Raw genomic sequence first — 15,240 nt, 5'->3', positions numbered from 1 at the left:
CGATGGGGTCGATCAAGAAGTTCCAGGTGACGTTCGACTGCGCGGAGCCCGAGCGGGTCGCTCGGTTCTGGTGCGAGGTGCTGGGGTACGTGGTGCCGCCGCCACCGCCGGGCTTCGCGAGCTGGGACGAGTTCGACCGCTCGCTGCCGGCCGAGCACCAGGGCTCGGCGTTCGCCTGCGTCGATCCCACCGGGGAGGGCCCGCGGCTGTTCTTCCAGCGGGTGCCCGAGGGCAAGGTCGTCAAGAACCGGGTGCACCTGGACGTGCGGGTCGGCACGGGGCTCGTGGGCTCCGAGCGGCTGGCCGCGCTGCAGGCCGAGCGCGACCGCCTGGTCGCGCTCGGGGCGAAGCAGGTGCTGCTGCAGCGGGCGGACGGCATGAACGAGTCGTGCATCTGGATGGAGGACGTCGAGGGCAACGACTTCTGTCTCGACTGAGGTCGTTTGCCCCCGCGCGGCGCCGGGTAGCTAGACGGGGTGTTCGAGGGTTTCTCGTTGCGCCGCATCGACGTCGGCGAGGCCGTGCTGCGAGTGAGGATCGGTGGGGCAGGGCCACCGGTACTCCTCCTGCACGGCCACCCTCGAACCCACACGACGTGGCACCGCGTCGCGCCGTTGCTCGCCACGGACCACACGGTGGTGTGCCCGGACCTGCGCGGCTACGGCGAGTCCAGCAAACCCGGTGACTACTCGAAGCGGGCGATGGCCCGTGACTTCGTGAGCCTCATGCGCGGCCTCGGGCACGAGCGGTTCGCGGTCGCCGGGCACGACCGGGGTGCCGCCGCGGCGATCCGGCTGGCGCTCGACCACCCGGACCGCGTCACGCACCTGGCCGTGCTGGACGGCCTGCCGATCGGGGCGCATCTCGCCCGGTGCGACGCGCGGTTCGCGCAGGCCTGGTACCACTGGTTCTTCCTGGCTCAGCAGGAGTTCGCCGCCGCGATGATCAACCAGAACCCGGATCTCTTCTACGGCGGGCGCTACCACGACACGCCGGTCGCGATGGGCGTGGAGAACTGGGCCGACTTCCAGCGGGCCGTGCACGACCCGCGGACCGTGCTCGCGATGTGCGGCGACTACCGGGCCGGCCTGCAGGTCGACCGTCAGCACGACGACGAGGACCGGGCCGCCGGGCGCCGGATCTCGTGTCCGGTGCTGGCGTTGTGGTCGGCCAAGGACGACCTGGGAGAGCTGTACGAAGATCTCCCCGCCGTCTGGTCCGAATGGGCCGATGACGTGCAGGTACGGTCCATCGACTGTGGACACCACATGGCCGAGGAAGCGCCCGTGGAACTGGTGCGGGAGTTGCGGACGCTGCTCTGAACGGACCGTTCACAACAGGTGATGTCAAGGTTTCGAACCGCACGGGGTTAGGGTTTGTCCGTGGCCATCGCACGCGCCGAACGCCTCGTCAACCTGGTGCTGTGCCTGCTGTCGACCCGTCAGTACCTGACAGCGGAGCGCATCCGCGCCATCGTCCCGGGCTATCACGAAGCCCCGACGGACGAGGCGTTCTTCCGCATGTTCGAACGCGACAAGTCCGAGCTGCGCGACCTCGGCGTGCCGCTGGAGACAGGCCGGCAGTCCAACGTGGAGGGCGCGGAGGACGGGTACCGGATCGCGCGGCGCGACTACGAGCTCGGCGACATCGACCTCGAACCGGACGAGGCCGCCGCGGTGGCGCTCGCGGCCCGGCTGTGGGACTCGCCGCAGCTCACCGGCGCGGTGCACGGCGCGTTGATCAAGCTGCGGGCCGCCGGGGTCGACGTCGACCAGGACGCGCCCGCCGCCGTGGAGCCCAAGGTACGGGCGAACGAGCCCGCGTTCCCGCCGCTGCTGCAGGCCGTGCAGGCGCAGCAGGCCGTCGCGTTCGACTACCGCAAGCCGCCGCCCGGTGGGCAGAAGGAACGCACGGTCGAGCCGTGGGGCGTGGTCGCCTGGCGCGGCAAGTGGTACCTGGTCGGCTGGGACCGCGACCGCGACGACACGCGCTGTTTCCGGTTGTCCCGGGTGGTGGGCGCGGTCAGGACCGTGGGCAGGCCGGGCGCGTTCACGGTGCCCGACGGCGTCGACCTGATGAGCCTCATCGCGCGCACGGAGGCCGATCCGCACCACACGGCGCCCGCGAAGATCTGGGTCGCGAAGGACCGGGCCCAGGGGCTGCGGCGGCACGCCAAGGTCGTCGAGGAACGTGACGGCGGCGACGTCGTCGAGATCGACCTGAAGTTCCCCGACTCGGCGGCCAAGTGGCTCGCCGGGTTCGGTCCCGACGTGGTGGTGCTGGAGCCGGAGATCCTCCAGAAGAGCGTCCGCGACCGCCTGCAGGGTGCACTGGAAGGAGCGCGGTGACCGCGTCGAACGAACGGCTGCCGCGTCTGCTCGCCCTCGTGCCGTACCTGCTCAACCGGCCCGCGATCACGGTCAAGGAGGCCGCGGCCGACTTCGGCATCACGCCCAAGCAGCTGCGCAAGGACCTCGAACTGCTGTGGATGTGCGGCCTGCCCGGCTACGGTCCCGGCGACCTGATCGACCTGTCCTTCGAGGGCGAGACGATCACGGTCTCGTTCGACGCGGGCATGAACCGGCCGTTGCGGCTCACCGCGGCGGAGGCGTCGTCGCTGCTCGTGGCGCTGAGGGCGCTCGCGGACACGCCCGGCGTGGTCGACACGGACGCGGTGCAGCGGGCGCTCGCCAAGATCGAGTCAGCGGTCGGGAAGGCGCAGCCCGCGGGCATGGTCGTGGGGCTCGGCGCGTTCGAACGCGAGGAGACCGCGGAGATCCGCGCCGCCGTGCAGGACGCCGTGAAACGCGAACGGGCCGTGCGCATCCGCTACTACTCGCAGTCGCACGACGCGATGAGTGATCGGGTCGTCGACCCGATGCGTCTGCTGCTCGTGGAAGGCCGCGGCTACCTCGAAGCGTGGTGCCGCTCGGCGCTCGGCGTGCGGTTGTTCCGGCTGGACCGCATCGACGAGGTGCGGGTGCTCGACGAACCGTCGTCACCTCCGCCGCACGCCCAGCTGACCGACACGTCCGAGGGCCTGTTCCAGCCACGGGACGACCAGAAGATCGCCGTGCTGCTGCTCGAACCGGACGCGCACTGGGTCGCCGAGTACTACCCGGTCGACCACGCGGCGGAGCTCTCCGACGGCCGCACGCGCGTCCTCATGCGCTACGACGACCCGTCGTGGATGGTCCGCCTGCTCCTCGGGCTCGGCGGCGACGTGCACGTGGAGCAACCGGCCGAGCTGGCGGCCGAGGTGGTCCGGCGAGCTGAGGAAGCGCTGCACCGGGCAGATCGCCTGCTGTCCGGCTTTTCGAACGACCGGCTCGTGAGGTAAAACTTCTTTTAGAATGTTGAGATTTGTCGGCTTTGCCGGCCGAAGTGCAACTGCGATTTGCACAGTTGCACTTCGGGCGGGTGCAACTGCGATTGTGCGCAGTTGCACTTCTTTTTGACCGGACAACGTGCGGAATGTCAATGAGGAACACTCTTCCTCGACGCTTTTGGCTTGCTCCGGTGCGGCTGTTGCAATACGTTCGTCTCGTTCCCTTCGGGGAAATGCCCTGGGGGGCGATTCGATTGGGGGAAAGATGAATCGTAGGCGTACGTTCTCCGCGGCGGCTCTGCTGTTCGTGGCGGGTATCGGCGTGGCGCCCGCCGCCAGCGCGGCCGCAGGTGTTCCCGCGGCCGCGGAGGTCGCGGCGACGCAGGCCGGCGAAGTGACCAGCGGCTCGGCCGCACTGCCCGCCGACTCCTTCACGGTCCAGGACGTGAAGGAGGGCAAGGACGTGGACTACGGGGTGTGGAACTACGGCAGGTACCCGACCCGCGCGTACTCGAACTACTACCACGAGTCGAAGTGCCACGGTTCGAGCGCGTACCTCGGCGACAGGAGCGCACGTGACTTCAACGTCGCTCCCGGCAAGGAGTCCCAGGCGGGCGTGAACAACGCGACCACCGCGACCGCCGAGGTCTACTGGCGGAGCACCGGCGACTGCTGACGCAGGTCGCCGGCAACGCCTTCGTCGTCCCGGTTCGGGGCCGGTCCTGTTTTTCGGGGCCGGCCCCTCGGGGCGGGCAAATCTGTACCACTTGAAGTCAACGGGAATCTTTGATGCGCCATTTCGAAATCAGGATGATCCAGCTGATTTCCATCATCGCTTCGACGGCGCTCGCGTTCCTCGTCCTGGAGAGCATGGACAAGGAGCCGGTGACGGGTGAGTCCGCCCTGGTGTGGATTCAGCAGACCAGCGGGTCCACCAGCAGCCAGTCGGCCGGGCGGATGATCGAGTCGTTCGCCCGCGACCACCGCGTTTCCGTGGTCCGCCAGGTTCCCGACCTCCGGAATCCGGACGGCCTGCTGCACCTCTACATCGCCGCCGGGAACCCCGGTTCGGCGCCCGCGTCGTGGCTCGCGGGAGGGTTCCCGTCGTTCGGCCGTGCGGTTCGCGTCGACACCCACCGGATGGCCGACCTCGAAGACCCCGACCCGCGAGGTGTCTACCGGGTGTTCGGCGATGCCGCCGAGGCACGGGCGCTGAAGGCGAGGTTCGAGGAGCTCGGACTCGACGGGAAGATCGTTCCCCCGTGGGGGTTGGAGAAGTGGGTCCTCTTCCACGCCCTCACCGAACGTGGATCGGTCTTCCTGGTCATGCTCGTCGCCGTGGCGGTCGCGGTCGGCACGAGCGTCCTCTCCGGCGTAAGAGGCTACGGGGTGATGCGCCTCCACGGCCTGTCGTTCCCGGCGATCCTGCGACGTGATCTGCTTCGTCTCGGGTCGTCCTGGCTGGCCGCCTGCCTGGGCGTGGGGGCCGTCTCGCTGGTCGTCCTCGGGCTCTACAACGGGTTCGCGCGCCTTGGGCTGTTCGCCGCCGTCGCGGGCGCGCTGGCCGGTGCGTTGCTCCTGCTCGCGGTGGTCAGCCACACCGTCGCCCTCGCCCTGGCGCACAGCCGTGGCATCGTCGGCGCGCTGAAGGGCGAGCTGGCGCCCTGGCCGGCACTCGCGGCGATGTACGCGGTCCGCACCGCGGCCGCCCTCGTGGTGCTGCTCGTGGGCGCCTCCGCGGTGACATCGCTGGAAGACGTCACGAACCGGGCGGTGAGCCAGCGGTACTTCTCCGCCCTCGGTTCGGAGTCGTACATCACGGTCGCGGGAAGCCGCACGGAGGAGGCCGGCGAACAGATGGCCCAACAGGTGGGCACGTGGTTGCGCCAGGCCGACGGGCGCGGGGAGCTCATCCTCTCCGCCAGGTTCCCCGCGCGACTGTTCGCGAACAGGAACCAGGACTTCTCGCGGATCGACGTGCTCGTCGTGAACGACACCTTTCTCGCGGCACAGCCCGTGCTGGACCCGGCGGGGCAGGCGTACGGGCCGGGTCACGGCGGAAGGGTGCGCCTCATCGTCCCGGAAGGGCTGCGAGGGCTCGCCGGCACCTTCGCCGGGAACCTCGCGGTGACGATCAGCCCGGGAGACCGGGGGCAACGCGTGCGCGAGGCCGGGGTCGACACGGTTTGGGCGCGAGACGGCCAGGAGATCTTCACCTTCCACACCGCGGGAGTCTCCGGGGCGGAGGACGTCGGCAAGGACCGGTCGCTCCTGCGCGATCCCGTCGTCATCGTGCTGCCCAACGGGTCCGGCCTCTTCGGCTACAGCAACTACACGGCCTCCGCGACGCAGAACGCGATCGTTTTCAAAGATCCCCGTGACGTGCTCCGCGCCCGCGGAACCGAGGTGCCGGCCGAGCACGTCCCGCAGGTGTACCCGGCCGCCCGGAGCGCTGCCGGGGAACAGGCGCAGGCCACGCGCCAGCTGTGGATCAGCGTGGCCGGCCTGGCGGCGGCCCTGGCCGCGTTGTTCGTCTCCGGCGTCGGTGTGTGCCTGATCTACACCAGGAGGAACGCGCAGCGCGTCTTCGCCCAGCACCTCCACGGCAGGTCGTTCGCGGCCATCCACGGGCGCCTGTTCGCCCTGGACGCGTTGGTCGCCCTCGCGCCGCTCGGATGGCTGGGCTGGAACGCGTGGACGAGGGCCGCCGAACGCGAGCACTGGCTCGCCGCGGGGGCTCCGCCGTCCTCGCAGCTGCCACCGGTCACCATCGCCGAGTTCGCGCCCGCGGTGAACGTGACGCTGGTGGCCGTCGCCCTGCTGCTCCTCTCGCTCGCCTTCGCCCACCGGCGGATCGTCCGCAGCAACGCCGCCGTCGCCTGACAGTCCCTGGAGCAGCCGTGATCGTGATCAGCAAGCTCGCCAAGAGGTTCGGCACGCGGACGTTGTGGTCCGGTCTCGACCTCACCGTGGCACCCGGCGACCTGGTGGCCGTCACCGGCCCCAGCGGATCGGGCAAGACCACCCTCCTCAACTGCGTCGGGCTGCTTGAGTCCCCGACCAGCGGCCGGATCCTCCACGGAGAGGCCGACATCACCCGCTTCGGCAGGAGGGCGGCGCGACTCTTCCGCCGGGACGCGCTCGGCTACCTCTTCCAGAACTACGCGCTGATCGAGAACGCGACCGTGGCGGACAACCTGGCGATCGCCTCGGCCGGCCGCGGGCGGCGGCGCTCCACCGCGCACCGCGAGGCCCTGGACCGGGTCGGTCTCGCGGGACGGGAGACCGACCGCGTCCACGAGCTCAGCGGCGGAGAGCAGCAGCGGGTGGCGCTGGCCCGCCTGCTGCTCAAACAGCCGTCCGTGGTGCTGGCCGACGAGCCGACAGGTGCGCTGGACAGCGACAACGCCGCCCTTGTCGTGGACGTTCTGCGGGAGATGAGCGAAGACGGATGCGCGGTGATGATCGCTACCCACAGTGACTACGTCCGGACCAGGTGTCACACCACCTTCGACGTCGGCTCGTCCGCCGCGGGATGATCGGGGCGGCCGTTGTTCGCCGGGTGGAGAAGACGTTGCGCCGGGGAGATCACCTGCTGTCCACCAGAGACGTATAACGTGTGCTCGTGCCGTCCACACCGACCCTCGTGCTGATCGCGTTCGGCCTGATCGTGCTGGTCGCGATCGTGGTCCGAACCGTCCGATCCTTGCGCCGATTCGCGAGCACAAGCACCCTGGTGAGGGACAGTGTCGGCGACGAGGTCGGTCTGCTGAAGGCGCGGTCGGCCGCGCTGAAGGTGGCCTTTGCGCAACGACGGCGACCCGGAAAGGCCCTGACCAGGGCGAACCCCGCGCACGAACGCCGTGGCGGGGGAGACAGGAGGATCACCAATGGGTAACCTCGGAGTCCCCGAGCTGCTGATCATCGCTTTGGTGATCATTCTGCTGTTCGGTGCGAAGAAACTGCCCGACATGGCGCGTTCGATCGGCCGGTCGGCGAAGATCTTCAAGGCCGAGACCAAGGGCCTGCGCGACGAGGACGCCGCCGACGCCCCGGCGCAGCAGCCCGTGCAGCAGCCGGTTCAGCAGCAGCTGCCGCCGGCCCAGCAGCCCGTTCAGCAGCAGCCTCAGGTCGCGCAGCCGATCGAGCAGACTTCGCAGAACAAGGCCAACTCCAACTGACCTCCCGGTCCCGATAACTCGTAAGGACGGTCACGGAGGTGGCAAGTCCGTTCCGTTGGTTCGCGGAGCGCCGGGAACAGGCCAAGCGCCGTCGGGCCAACCCCGACGGCACCATGTCGCTCAAGGAGCACCTGTACGAGCTGAGGCATCGGCTCGCGATGGCGCTGCTGATCGTCACCATCGGTGCGATCTTCGGCTGGATCTGGTTCGCGGTGAGGCTCGGCCCGATCCCGTCGCTCGGCGACATCATGACCGGCCCCTACTGCCGGCCGGAACTCGCGCCCTTCCGGGTGCAGTTCCCCGGTGAGACCGGGTGCCGGCTGCTGCAGACGGAGCCGTTCGAGAGCTTCATGATCCGCCTGCAGGTGGGTGCGGCGGCGGGCGCGGTGCTGCTCAGCCCGTTCTGGCTGTACCAGTTCTGGGCGTTCATCACGCCCGGCCTGTACGCGAAGGAGCGCAAGTTCGCGCGCGCCTTCGTGTTCTTCGCCGCGATCCTGTTCGCGGCGGGCGCGGTGCTGGCCTACTGGGTCGTCCCGCAGGGCCTGCAGGTGCTGATCAGCTTCGGTGGCGACCAGTTCATCACCGCGCTGACCGGTGGCAAGTACGTCTCGTTCGTCATCACGATGCTGTTCATCTTCGGCGTGAGCTTCGAGCTGCCGCTGCTCGTCGTGATGCTGAACCGGGCGGGCGTGATCAGTTACGAGACGCTGGCCAAGTGGCGCCGCGGCCTGATCATGGGGCTGTTCGTGTTCGCCGCCGTCGCGACACCGGGTACCGACCCGATCTCGATGGTCGTGCTGGCGCTCGCCCTCACCGGGCTGTTCGAGCTGTCGATCCAGCTGGCGCGCGTCCACGACAAGCGCAAGGCCAAGCAGCGCGTGGACGAGGGCTGGGACTCGCTCGACGACGACGAGGCGGCACCGTTCGAGTACACGCCGTCCGACGCCCAGGGCAACCTGTCCGGCGAGAAGGTCCCGGAGAAGGTCCCGGAGAAGGTCACCGAGAGCACGGCGGCTTCGGAACCCGCGAAGCGCGTGAACTACGACGACGCCACGTGACGCGGGCAGCCCTGCTGGTCTGCCCGGCGTCGGGCAAGGGGCGGGCGGCCCGGATGGCCGGGTCGACCGCCGCCGCGCTGCGCCCGCACGTCTCGTCGTTGACGCAGCTGGTCGGACACGACGCCGAAGGCACGCTCGCGCTGGCTCGTGAGGCTGTGGCCGACGGCGTCGATCTGCTGGTGGTGCTCGGCGGTGACGGGGCCGCTCACCTGGGCGTACAGGCGTGCGCGGGCACGTCCACGGCACTGGGGATCGTGCCGGCGGGCACCGGCAACGACCTGGCGGCCGCGATCGGGTCCGCCTCGGCCGACGACGTGGTGTCCGGGACGCGCAAGCAGCTGGACCTGGGCCGGCTGTCCACCGGGCAGTGGTTCGCGACCGTCCTGTGCGCCGGGTTCGACGCCGCGGTCAACGAGCGGGCGAACGCCATGCGGTGGCCCGCCGGTCCGCGCCGCTACGACCTGGCGATCCTGGCCGAACTGGCATCGCTGCGCTCGGCACCTCTGCTCGTGACGACCGAGACCGACACGTTCTCTCTCGACGCCACCCTCGTGGCCGTGGGGAACACGCCGAACTACGGCGGCGGCATCCCGGTGTGCCCGGCCGCCGACGCCTCCGACGGGCTGTTCGACGTGACGGTCGTCGAGCACGCCAGCCGGTCGATGATGGTCCGGATGCTGCCGACGCTGCGCACGGGCAAGCACACCGAGCAGCCGTTCGTGCGGACGTTCCGCGCGCGTGAGGTGTCGCTGTCCGGCGGCGACGACTGGGTCGCGTACGCCGACGGCGAACGCCAGGAAGCGCTGCCCGTCTCAGTTCGGACGGTCCCAGGCGCTCTCACAGTTGTGGGTCGCTAAATTCTAGGGTTGTTCGTTCGCTTTGATTCGGTGGGGAAGCAATGGAGACTCTCGAGTTTCAGTCCGAGGCGCGTCAGCTGCTGCAGCTGATGATCCACTCGATCTACTCGAACAAGGACACGTTCCTGCGCGAGCTGGTCTCGAACGCCTCGGACGCGCTGGACAAGCTGCGGCTGGAGTCGTTCCGCGACAAGGACATGAAGGTCGACGTCGACGACCTCCACATCGTGATCGAGTCCGATCCGGCCGAGCGCACGCTGACCGTCCGGGACAACGGCATCGGCATGACCCGCGAGGACGTCGTGCGGCTCATCGGCACGATCGCGAAGTCGGGCACCGCGGAGTTCCTCCGCAAGCTCAAGGAGCAGCAGTCGTCGACCTCGGACCTGATCGGCCAGTTCGGCATCGGCTTCTACTCGTCGTTCATGGTGGCCGACAAGGTCACCCTCGTGACGAAGTACCCGCACGCCGAGAAGGGCGTCCGCTGGGAGTCGACCGGCGAGAGCACCTACACGATCGAGGACGTCGACGACGCGCCGCAGGGCACCTCGGTCACGCTGCACCTCAAGCCGTCCGACGACGAGGACCGCCTGCCCGACTACACCGAGCCGGCCAAGATCCGCGAGATCGTCAAGCGCTACTCGGACTTCATCACCTGGCCCGTGCGCCTCGGCGGCGAGGAGATCAACTCCCGCAAGGCCCTGTGGGCGCGCCCGGCCTCCGAGGTGACGGAGGAGGAGTACGCGGAGTTCTACCGGCACATCAGCCACGACTGGAACGCGCCGCTCGAGACCATCCGCATGCAGGCGGAAGGCACCTTCGAGTACCAGGCGCTGCTGTTCCTGCCGGCCCAGGCGCCGCTGGACCTGTTCATGCGCGACGGCAAGCGCGGCGTGCAGCTCTACGTGAAGCGCGTCTTCATCATGGACGACTGCGCCGAGCTGATGCCCGAGTACCTGCGCTTCGTGAAGGGCGTCGTCGACGCGGCGGACCTCTCGCTGAACGTCTCGCGCGAGATCCTGCAGCAGGACCGCCACATCCAGCTGATGCGCCGCCGCCTGGTGAAGAAGGTCCTGTCCTCGATCAAGTCGCTGATGGGGACGCGCCCGGACGACTACCAGAAGTTCTGGCGCGAGCTCGGCGCCGCCCTGAAGGAGGGCCTGCTCTCCGACGCCGACAACCGCGACGCCATCCTCGAGGTCTGCTCCTTCGCCTCGACGAACTCCGCCGACGAGCTGACCACCCTGGCCGACTACGTCTCGCGGATGAAGGACGGCCAGGAGCACATCTACTACATGACCGGCGACTCGCGCGTGGCCGTCGAGCACTCGCCGCACATGGAAGCGTTGCGCGCCAAGGGCTACGAGGTCCTGATCCTCACCGACCCGATCGACGAGATGTGGGTCGACTCGGTGCCCTCGTTCGACGGCAAGCAGCTGCAGTCCGTCGCCAAGGGTCAGGTGGACCTGGAGACGGAGGAGGAGAAGTCCGCCGCCTCCGCCAAGGCCGCCGAGTTCGCCGACCTGCTCACCTGGATGGCCTCCGCCCTGTCCGAGGACGTCAAGGAGGTGCGGCTCTCGTCGCGCCTGACGACCTCGCCGGCGTGCGTGGTGGGCGACGCGCACGACATCACTCCGACGCTGGAGAAGATGTACAAGGCGATGGGGCAGGAGCTGCCGAAGATCAAGCGCATCCTGGAGCTCAACCCCGGGCATCCGCTGGTCGAGGGCCTGCACAAGGCGTTCGCGTCGGGTGAGCGCGAGTCGCTGGCCGGGACTGCCGAGCTGATCTACGGGCTGGCGCTGCTGGCCGAGGGCGGCGAGCTGGCGGACCCGTCGCGGTTCGTGCAACTCGTGGCCGAACGGGTGCAGCGCACGTTCTGACGAAGCAGCAGCTGGAGGGCGGTGTCGTGAGGACACTGCCCTCTATTGCTTCAGTGTTGACTGAAGTTAATCTATCTCGGCGGCGTTTGTCGGTGCGATGTGAAAGCCTGAAGGGGTGTCACGTGCTTCGCGGTCTCCGGCCGAGGCCTACGCCCACTCCCGGCGCAACGCCCAGCGGCCCAAGCTGACCGACTTCGGCTCCGTCATCTCGTTCGAGCTGGACCCGTTCCAGCGCCAGGCCTGCGAGGCCCTGGAGGACGGTCACGGAGTGCTCGTCTGCGCCCCCACCGGTGCCGGCAAGACGGTGGTGGGCGAGTTCGCCGTGCACCTCGCGCTGAGCGAGGGCCGCAAGTGCTTCTACACGACGCCGATCAAGGCGCTCAGCAACCAGAAGTTCGCCGACCTCACCGCGCGGTACGGGGCGGAGAGCATCGGCCTGCTGACCGGTGACACGAGCGTCAACGGCGGCGCGCCCGTGGTCGTCATGACCACCGAGGTGCTGCGGAACATGCTGTACTCCGGGTCGTCCACTCTGGACGGACTCGCGTACGTCGTCATGGACGAGGTGCACTACCTGGCGGACCGGTTCCGCGGTCCGGTGTGGGAAGAGGTCATCCTGCACCTGCCGGAGCACGTGCAGGTGGTCGGTCTGTCCGCGACGGTCAGCAACGCCGAGGAGTTCGGTGAGTGGCTGGTGGCGGTGCGCGGCGACACGACCGTGGTGGTGGACGAGCACCGGCCCGTGCCGCTGTGGCAGCACATGCTGGTGGGCAACCAGATGCTCGACCTGTTCGAGGGCGACGAGACGCACGCGCGGATCAACGCCCAGGTGCTGCGCAAGACCGAGGAGCTCGCGCGCTACCACGTGCCGTTCAGCCGCGGCCGCAACCGCGGTGGCACCGGGCGGCCGTCGCGCAACTCCGGGTTCAAGCCGCCGTCGCGCATCGACATGATCCAGCGGCTCGACAACGCGAGCCTGCTGCCCGCGATCGTGTTCGTGTTCAGCCGGGCCGGGTGTGACGCGGCGGTGGCGCAGACCGCGCGGGCCGGGCTGCGGCTCAACACGCCGGAGGAGACCGAGCAGGTCCGGCGGATCATCGACGAGAAGACGCGGGACCTGCCAGAGGCCGACCTGATGGTGCTCGGGTTCTGGGAGTGGCGGGAGGCGCTGGAGCGCGGTATCGCGTCGCACCACGCCGGGCTGCTGCCCGCGTTCAAGGAGACGGTCGAGGAGCTGTTCGTCCGCGGGCTGGTCAAGGTCGTGTTCGCGACCGAGACGCTCGCGCTGGGCATCAACATGCCGGCGCGGACGGTCGTGCTGGAGAAGCTCGTCAAGTACAACGGCGAGGCGCACGTCGATCTCACGCCCGGCGAGTACACGCAGCTCACGGGGCGTGCGGGGCGGCGGGGCATCGACGTCGAGGGCCACGCGGTCGTCGTCTGGCAGCCGGGCATCGACCCCAAGGCGGTCGGCGGGCTCGCCTCCACGCGCACGTACCCGCTGCGGTCGTCGTTCCGGCCCGGCTACAACATGGCCGTCAACCTGGTGCATCAGCTGGGTGCGGCGGCCGCGCGCGAGATCCTGGAGCAGTCGTTCGCGCAGTTCCAGGCCGACCGGTCGGTGGTCGGGCTGGCGCGGCGGATCGACCGGAACAAGGAGGCGCTGTCCGGCTACGCCGAGTCGATGACGTGCCATCTGGGCGACTTCGCGGAGTACGCGGGGCTGCGCCGCAGGGTCGCGGACCGGGAGAAGCAGCTCGCCAAGCAGAACACGAACGCGCGGCGCATCGAGACGGCCAAGTCGCTCGAGAAGCTGCGCAAGGGCGACGTGATCGCGGTGCCGTCCGGGCGGCGCAGCGGGCTCGCCGTCGTGATCGACCCCGGCATCGAGCCGCTGGGCGAGGCGCGGCCGCTGGTGGTCACCGAGGACCGGTGGTCCGGCCGGCTCACGAGCGCCGACTTCCCGGCACCGGTCGAGGTGCTGGGGCACATCCGCCTGCCGCGGCAGGTCGACGTGCGGTCGCCCAAGTCGCGGCGCGACCTCGCGTCGACGATCCGCAACACCGGCATCGCCGTGCCGTCGCGTGGCCGCAAGAAGACCACGGCGGACGACGACCCGGAGCTCGCGACCCTGCGCCGTGCGCTGCGCGCGCACCCGTGCCACGGCTGCGACCAGCGCGAGGACCACGCGCGGTGGGGTGAGCGGTACCACCGGCTGCTGGCCGAGACCGAGCAGCTGGAGCGCAAGGTCGCCGCGACCACGCACTCGCTGGCGCGCCAGTTCGACCGCATCCGGGCGTTGCTGCGCGAGCGCGGCTACCTGTCCGAGGCCGAGGAGGTCACCCAGGACGGCAAGCGGCTGACGAGGCTCTACAGCGAGTCGGACCTGCTGGCCGCCGAGTGCCTGCGGCACGGCCTGTGGAAGGGCCTCAAGCCGGAGGAGCTCGCCGCCGTCGTGTCGTCGCTGGTCTACGAGGCGCGCCGGGACGGTCCGGTCGAGGCGCGGTTGCCGCAGGGGGCGGTGTCGGACGCGATGCTGAAGACCGTGCGGCTGTGGGCGGAGATCGAGGACGACGAGCGCCGCCACAAGCTGGAGCGCATCACGCGGCAGCCGGATCCGGGCTTCGCGTGGCCGGTGTTCCGGTGGGCGCGCGGCGAGTCGCTGGAGAAGGTGCTCAGCGCGGCCGAGGCGGGCGGCAACGAGCTCGGCGCGGGCGACTTCGTCCGTTGGTGCCGTCAGGTGATCGACCTTTTGGACCAGATCCGTGATGTGGTCGGACGAGACGACGCGGTCGGTGCCGCGGCGGCCAAGGCGGTGGACGCGCTGCGGCGCGGAGTTGTGGCGATGATGTGACGTGCGCCTGACGAAGGTTTTGCGAGTCGGAGTAAAGACTGACGTCAGCGGTGTGGTTGGATCGCGCCGCAACGTCGTACACACGGAGGTCGACAGATGAGCAGCCCGTACGGACCGTCCGGAGGGAACGATCCGCAGCAGCCCTGGGGCCAGCCGCAGCAGCCGCAGCAGCCCTACGGTGGCGGTTTCCCTCCCGGCACACCGTCCGGCGGCTTCCCGGCTCAGAACCCCTACGGCCCGCCGCAGCCCCAGCCGGGGCCGCCGCAGCAGCAGCCGTACCCCGGTTTCGATCCGTCACAGCAGCAGACGCAGCAGTACGGCGTTCCCCAGCAGCCGCAGTCGAACCCGTACGGCACGCCCGTGCCGGGCGGCGACCCCTACGGTCAGCAGACGCAGCAGTACCCCGGCCAGCCCAACCCGTACGGCCAGCAGCCCGGCGGCTACGGCCCGCCGGTCCCGCCGAAGAAGAAGTCGAGCGCGGCCATCTGGGTCGCCGCGGTCGTCGTGGTGCTGCTCGTCGGTGGCGTGCTGTTCACCGGGTTCGTGTCGCCGGCGTTCTTCAAGAAGAAGATCTTCGACAACACCGCCGTGCAGAACGGCATCGTCCAGATCCTCAAGGACGAGTACAAGATCTCCGACGTCGGCGCGGCGACCTGCACCGGTGAGAACGAGGTCAAGCCCAACACCTCGTTCGAGTGCAAGGTCCAGGTCGGCGGCAAGGACAAGAAGGTCAAGATCGTCGTCAAGACCGAGGACGGCGAGTACGAGGTGGGTCAGCCGACCGGCTGATCGGACCCGCGCGGACGACCTCCCCCCGAGGACTTCGTGGCCTCGGGGGAGGTTTTTCGCGTCTGCAGGGCATCTCCGCTGCTGCCCAGGCCGGGCTGCAACGCTGCCGGGATCTTCGGCTACCGACCGGCGACCCCCAGCCGTTGAGCGATTTCGGGCACACCGGGCGGTACACCGGCCATCGGGGCTTTGACGGCAACTGGTCCGGCACGACCGTCGACCTGGACTACCCGCCGAGCCAGGCGACCTGGCTCGCGTCCCGCGGCTAGAAACTCAGGTGCACCCGCGAT

Annotated in this window: 15 protein-coding genes; all 15 read left to right on the top strand. The window is 69.5% G+C overall.

All coding sequences use genetic code 11. The annotated features are described in order from the left end of the window. The first annotated feature begins 2 nt into the window (after positions 1 to 2). Positions 3 to 437, top strand: coding sequence for a VOC family protein (locus tag ACWEIJ_RS05055; protein WP_449835880.1), 435 nt, complete (start codon positions 3 to 5; stop codon positions 435 to 437). A gap of 39 nt (positions 438 to 476) precedes the next feature. Next, entirely contained in the window at positions 477 to 1,322 is an 846-nt protein-coding gene (locus tag ACWEIJ_RS05050) for an alpha/beta fold hydrolase (protein ID WP_449835879.1), read from the top strand. A 60-nt stretch (positions 1,323 to 1,382) separates the two neighbouring features. Next, entirely contained in the window at positions 1,383 to 2,348 is a 966-nt protein-coding gene (locus ACWEIJ_RS05045; RefSeq protein WP_449835878.1) for a helix-turn-helix transcriptional regulator, read from the top strand. Next, the gene (locus tag ACWEIJ_RS05040; protein WP_449835877.1) at positions 2,345 to 3,340 is read left to right on the top strand and encodes a helix-turn-helix transcriptional regulator; all 996 of its coding nucleotides are present in this window, start codon (positions 2,345 to 2,347) and stop codon (positions 3,338 to 3,340) included. Before ACWEIJ_RS05045 ends, ACWEIJ_RS05040 begins: the two co-directional genes overlap by 4 nt. Before the next feature lie 253 nt (positions 3,341 to 3,593). After that, positions 3,594 to 4,004, top strand: a complete 411-nt coding sequence (locus ACWEIJ_RS05035; RefSeq protein ID WP_449835876.1) for a lactococcin 972 family bacteriocin — start codon at positions 3,594 to 3,596, stop codon at positions 4,002 to 4,004. A 134-nt stretch (positions 4,005 to 4,138) separates the two neighbouring features. After that, positions 4,139 to 6,211 (top strand): hypothetical protein, encoded by a 2,073-nt coding sequence (locus tag ACWEIJ_RS05030; protein ID WP_449835875.1) that lies wholly within the window; start codon positions 4,139 to 4,141, stop codon positions 6,209 to 6,211. Positions 6,212 to 6,228: 17 nt separating this feature from the next. After that, complete coding sequence (locus tag ACWEIJ_RS05025; RefSeq protein ID WP_449835874.1) at positions 6,229 to 6,867, top strand: ABC transporter ATP-binding protein; 639 nt, start codon at positions 6,229 to 6,231, stop codon at positions 6,865 to 6,867. A gap of 107 nt (positions 6,868 to 6,974) precedes the next feature. Beyond that, positions 6,975 to 7,226, top strand: a complete 252-nt coding sequence (locus tag ACWEIJ_RS05020; RefSeq protein WP_449835873.1) for a bacteriophage holin — start codon at positions 6,975 to 6,977, stop codon at positions 7,224 to 7,226. Further along, positions 7,219 to 7,509 carry a Sec-independent protein translocase subunit TatA gene (gene tatA / locus ACWEIJ_RS05015; protein WP_449835872.1) on the top strand — a complete coding sequence of 97 codons (291 nt, stop codon included), beginning with the start codon at positions 7,219 to 7,221 and terminating at the stop codon, positions 7,507 to 7,509. The genes ACWEIJ_RS05020 and tatA overlap by 8 nt, the downstream gene beginning before the upstream one ends. 113 nt (positions 7,510 to 7,622) lie before the next feature. After that, entirely contained in the window at positions 7,623 to 8,567 is a 945-nt protein-coding gene (gene tatC, locus ACWEIJ_RS05010) for a twin-arginine translocase subunit TatC (protein WP_449836345.1), read from the top strand. Next, positions 8,564 to 9,424: a diacylglycerol kinase family protein gene (locus ACWEIJ_RS05005; RefSeq protein ID WP_449835871.1), complete on the top strand. Its 861-nt coding sequence runs from the start codon at positions 8,564 to 8,566 to the stop codon at positions 9,422 to 9,424. Before tatC ends, ACWEIJ_RS05005 begins: the two co-directional genes overlap by 4 nt. A gap of 41 nt (positions 9,425 to 9,465) precedes the next feature. Further along, entirely contained in the window at positions 9,466 to 11,307 is a 1,842-nt protein-coding gene (gene htpG, locus ACWEIJ_RS05000; RefSeq protein WP_449835870.1) for a molecular chaperone HtpG, read from the top strand. A 115-nt stretch (positions 11,308 to 11,422) separates the two neighbouring features. Continuing rightward, positions 11,423 to 14,161 (top strand): DEAD/DEAH box helicase, encoded by a 2,739-nt coding sequence (locus tag ACWEIJ_RS04995; RefSeq protein ID WP_449835869.1) that lies wholly within the window; start codon positions 11,423 to 11,425, stop codon positions 14,159 to 14,161. A 96-nt stretch (positions 14,162 to 14,257) separates the two neighbouring features. Then, complete coding sequence (locus ACWEIJ_RS04990) at positions 14,258 to 14,950, top strand: DUF4333 domain-containing protein (protein ID WP_449835868.1); 693 nt, start codon at positions 14,258 to 14,260, stop codon at positions 14,948 to 14,950. Positions 14,951 to 15,093: 143 nt separating this feature from the next. Then, positions 15,094 to 15,219 carry a hypothetical protein gene (locus tag ACWEIJ_RS04985; protein WP_449835867.1) on the top strand — a complete coding sequence of 42 codons (126 nt, stop codon included), beginning with the start codon at positions 15,094 to 15,096 and terminating at the stop codon, positions 15,217 to 15,219. The last annotated feature ends 21 nt before the right edge of the window (positions 15,220 to 15,240 follow it).

The organism is Lentzea sp. NPDC004789 (genome assembly GCF_053601075.1).
Note: the sequence above shows the minus strand (reverse complement) of the source record. Positions and strands in the feature narration are given on the sequence as shown.